The following is a 4,537-nucleotide window of genomic DNA, read 5'->3' on the forward strand; positions in this document are numbered from 1 at the left end:
CACAGGAAGAAGTTGTCCTACTAGTTGGAAAGAGCTTAAGGATAATCTATCAAAAAATATGAAAACATGTGCAAAAGTATGCACAGCTTTTCTTGATTCTTCATTTGGTTTAGCATTAGCTATGGGGGTAGTTGGAATAGTTACAACATCTGTTTGCGCAGGTAAGGATATGATAGATGTGGTTGCTGCTGCGTTGCCCCATCTAAGTAATAGTGAATTAGTATATGTATGTATGCAAGGGAGTGCAGATATTCTAGGAGAAGGTAAAATTTCAGAAAAAAACTGGACTCTAAGTCAATTAGGAGAAGGTAAAATTTCAGAAAAAAACTGGACTCTAGGTCAATTAGGAGAAGGTAAAATTTCAGAAAAAAACTGGACTTTAGGTCAATTTGGTATTGGGCAATTAAGTGCTAATATGATATCCTCGCATGATATCTGGTGTTTTTCATTACAAGAATATCATTATCAATACCCAAATACGTCTGCTCCAGAATGCCAAGCAATTGATTGGAGTGGATATCCAAATTATAACGCAAGCCATCGCTATTTAACTTATGTATATGCGGATAAAATGGTACAAGGTGAAGGGGTGGAGATAGGCCATTCGACCCATTGTATGATGAAAGGTGTATTTGATATGTTAGGTGGATCAAATCCTAGTTTGTTGAAAAAGGCTTCTGAAGCATTATATAAGCCTCCATCTGTAAACAATGTTACAGGTGATGATTCTACTAATGCACATGATGGAGTAGATAGAGGTGCTTATTGTTGGTTAGAGTTCAGTAACATGATGAAACAATTTTCTCAATATTTTCTTAATGAAACTAGCTGCAAAATTGATAAAGGAGATGAAGCAGCCCGATTTACTACTGCTTCTGCGTCATTAAAAACAAGTATAACTACGTCAGCTACTTTTATGCCACTGACTACAGAAACGCCTGGTATAGATAGTGGTAGTTCTCCATGTAGTAAAATGATGTTTGCTTTTGGAGAAGGAAGTGCATTGATCTTGACTGCTATTCTTGCTAAGATGGTATATAAAAAGTATAGAAAACCTAAGAAAATTAATAATAAAGCAGGAAATTTTTTAATGGTAGGTATGCAGGAATGGTTGCTTTTAGGCGCTTCTCAGGTTGGTTGTGGTGTTTTATTTTCTTCTCTAAAAGATGTTTGTGGTCCAGCTTCTAAAGAGGCTAAACAGATGTTGGTGATTTCAACAGCTCTTTACTTGACTAGTGCAGCTACTCGATTATTAGGAACTTGCATTACTAGTCCTATAGAAGAAGACGCAGATCATGAAGAAGATGTAGAAGTAGGGCTGCCTATGCTTGTAGATTCAGTGCCAGTAGTGGATGGTTCTCTGTCTAGTTGTAGCAATGATCTAGAAGAGCCTGTATAAGTAAGTATTGATCTTAAAAGAACTGATTTGGATAAAGAATCAAGCGAGGAATTGAATTCTACATGATACGCTAGATTGTATGTTGAAAGGTGTACTTGATATGTTGAGTGCATCAATCCTTAGTTGGTAGAAAAGATCTTTCTTGCAACATGTAAGCCTATATCTGTACAAAATGCTGCAGGTCATGATTGCATTACTGCACACGATGAAATAGATAGGGGCCCTTATTTTTGGTAATGGTCATACAAAATGAAGATATAGTGTCCTTAATATTTTACTGATACACCTAACTGTGCCATCTCACAATTAGGTGTAGATCCTTATTGTTTTGAAAATACTATTGATATAAAAACAATAAATGCTAGCTATGTTATACAGCCAGGTTAATATACTATTCAAAATCATCTAATTACGCAAAATCGTCTTCATGTAGTTGTATGATATTACTTTTTTGGATAGGGACTTCTATTGTATTAATAACAACGTTTGGTATAATAATCTATAAATAGAGGAAGGATTGCTTTTAGGTGCTGCTGGATCAGGCATAGGTGTTTTAATAACTTCTTTACGAACACCTTGTACTCTTGTAGATGAAAGCGATAAGAGGGTATTTGTGGCGTTAACTAGTTCTATAGAGGAAAAATTAGCACCTAAAGAACAAAGAGTAGAATTACCTATGCTTGAAGGCATAAAGTCAGAAGAAGGTATTCTGTAATGATGGATGATGATAGTTTGTAAGAGTCTTTTACAAAAATGTCTTGTCGTTCATCAAAGTTGTATCTTTATCAAGGCTTTCAAGTTATTAAAAAAGTAAATTTTTTTTTGCCTAATATAATATTAAAATTTAAATGATGTAGGCTCTCAAGCATACTTTTTTTTGATAAGATATCGTCTTATTATCAAAAATCTCTCTCTAGTAATTGCCTCAGGTGCTATTTACCTATTCTGTAATTTTGAATTATCCATCTTTTAATTAAAAAATTTTTTCACAACTATAAAAAAAAAATTTGTTTAAAATCATTTATACCTATAAGATATTTTGTTTTTTAATACTATTTATTAAAAAATATTTTAATTTTATAAAAGAGGTAATATGGCTGGAATAGGTAATGGATTTTCTTCTGGGATCCAATCTTTAAATGAGAATTTTTTTGTACACACAGGAAGAAGTTGTCCTACTAGTTGGAAAGAGCTTAAGGATAATCTATCAAAAAATATGAAAACATGTGCAAAAGTATGTACAGCTTTTCTTGATTCTTCATTTGGTTTAGCATTAGCTATGGGGGTAGTTGGAATAGTTACAACATCTCTTTGCGCAGGTGAGGATATGATAAATGTGGTTGCTATTGCGTTGCCCCCTCTAAGTAATAGTGAATTAGTATATTTATGTGTGCCAGGGCAGCAAGATATTCTAGGACAAGGTAAAAGTGGAGAAAAAAACTGGACTCTAGGTCAATTTGGTATTGGGCAATTAAGTGCTAATGAGATCTCAGATTATGATATGAATTGTTTTTCACTACAAGAATATCACAAACAATACCCAAATACATCTGTTCTAGAATGTCAAGCAACTGATTGGAGTGGATATCCAAATTATAACGCAACCCAGCGCTATTTAACTTATGTATATATGGAGAACAAAGGAAAAAATGAAAGCTTGATTACAAGCAATCTTATGGATTGTATCATGAAAGATGTATTTGATATGTTAGGTAAATCAAATCCTAGTTTGTTGGAACAAGCTTCTGTAGCAATGTATAAGCCCCCATCTATACAAAATGTTACAGGTAATGATCGTACTAATGCACATGATGGAGTAGATAGAGGCGCTTATTGTTGGACAATAATGCACAACATCAGGAAACAATTTCCTCAATATTTTTTTGATACAAATAACTGCACCATGTCTCAAAAAGCTACAGCAGCCCCATTAACAACAAGTATAACTACGCCAGCTACTTTTACGCCATTAATTACAGAAATGCCTGATATAGATAATGGTAGTTCTCCATGTACTAAAATGTTGCTTGCTTTTGGACAAGGAAGTGCATTGATCTTGACTGCTATTCTTGCTAAGATGGTATATAAAAAGTATCGAAAACCTAAGAGAATTAATACTAAAGTTTCTACTGATAAGTCAGGAAATTTTTTAATATTAGGTATGCAGGAATGGTTGCTTTTAGGTGCTTCTGAGGTTGGTTGTGGTGTTTTCTTTTCTTCTGTAAAAGATGTTTGTGGGCCAGCTTCTAAAGAGACTAAACAGATGTTGGCGATTTCAATAGCTCTTTACTTGACTAGTGCAGCTACTCGATTATTAGGAACTTGCATTACTAGTCCTATAGAAGAAGACGCAGATCATGAAGAAGATGTAGAAGTAGGGCTGCCTATGCTTGTAGCTGCAGTGCCAGGAGTGGGTGGTTCTCTGTCTAGTTGTAGCAATGATCCAGAAGAGCCTGTATAAGTAAGTATTGATCTTAAAAGAACTGATTGGGATCTTGAGTGGATTAAGTTTTAATTGGTAGAAAAGATCTTTCTTGCACCATGTAAGTCTCCATCTGTACAAAATGCTGCAGGTCATGATTATATTACTGCACATGATGGAATAGATAGAGGTACTTATTGTTGGCAATGGTCATACAAAATGAAGATGTAGTTTCCTTAATATTTTAATGATCCACCTAGCTGTGCCATCTCACAACTAGGTGTAGATCATTATTGGTTTGAAAATATTACTGATATAAAAACAATAAATGCTAGCTATTCCAAATCATCTAAATTATACAAAATCGTCTTCCATGTAGTCCTATGATAATTACTTTTAGGGGGTAGGGAGTTCCATTGTATTAATAACAACGCTTGGAAAAATAATCTATAAGCAATTTAAAGGTAAATGTCTTAAGAAGTTTATAATGGGTTTTAGAAAGGACAAAAGTTTAATAGCTTTAACATTAGAGTAAGGATTGCTGTTAGGTATTTCTGGATTTGGAAAAGGTGTTTTAATAACTGATGATCATCTAAAAGAACTAGTTATTCAGTAGTTGTGGTTCTTTAAAGATGCTTCTGCAAGCAAATTTTTTTGTTAATATTGCTTAATCTTTCCTATTATTTATCAAATATATATTTTTATTTATGTTATCA

At 33.7% G+C, this 4,537-nt stretch carries 3 protein-coding genes; 2 read left to right on the forward strand and 1 reads right to left on the reverse strand.

The window, feature by feature from the left end; all coding sequences use genetic code 11:
• The coding region (locus tag CLAVI_RS05505) for a hypothetical protein (protein ID WP_194844598.1) at positions 1-1,399 on the forward strand (1,399 nt) is incomplete at its 5' end.
• A gap of 465 nt (positions 1,400-1,864) precedes the next feature.
• Here CLAVI_RS05505 and CLAVI_RS05510 read toward each other — a convergent pair.
• On the reverse strand, positions 1,865-2,089 hold the full coding sequence (locus CLAVI_RS05510) for a hypothetical protein (protein WP_194844599.1): 225 nt from the start codon (positions 2,087-2,089) through the stop codon (positions 1,865-1,867).
• A gap of 403 nt (positions 2,090-2,492) precedes the next feature.
• Here CLAVI_RS05510 and CLAVI_RS05515 point away from each other — a divergent pair, with 403 nt between their 5' ends.
• Complete coding sequence (locus CLAVI_RS05515) at positions 2,493-3,860, forward strand: hypothetical protein (RefSeq protein ID WP_194844600.1); 1,368 nt, start codon at positions 2,493-2,495, stop codon at positions 3,858-3,860.
• Positions 3,861-4,537: the final 677 nt, after the last annotated feature.

The sequence above is a fragment of the Candidatus Clavichlamydia salmonicola genome (assembly GCF_015356765.1).
Taxonomy (GTDB): domain Bacteria; phylum Chlamydiota; class Chlamydiia; order Chlamydiales; family Chlamydiaceae; genus Clavichlamydia; species Clavichlamydia salmonicola.

What these genes read in the sequence shown, in the direction of transcription:
- CLAVI_RS05515 (WP_194844600.1), top strand. Translation starts at nt 2,493, where the DNA reads ATGGCTGGAATAGGTAATGGATTTTCTTCTGGGATCCAATCTTTAAAT.
- CLAVI_RS05510 (WP_194844599.1), bottom strand. Translation starts at nt 2,089, where the DNA reads ATGCCTTCAAGCATAGGTAATTCTACTCTTTGTTCTTTAGGTGCTAAT.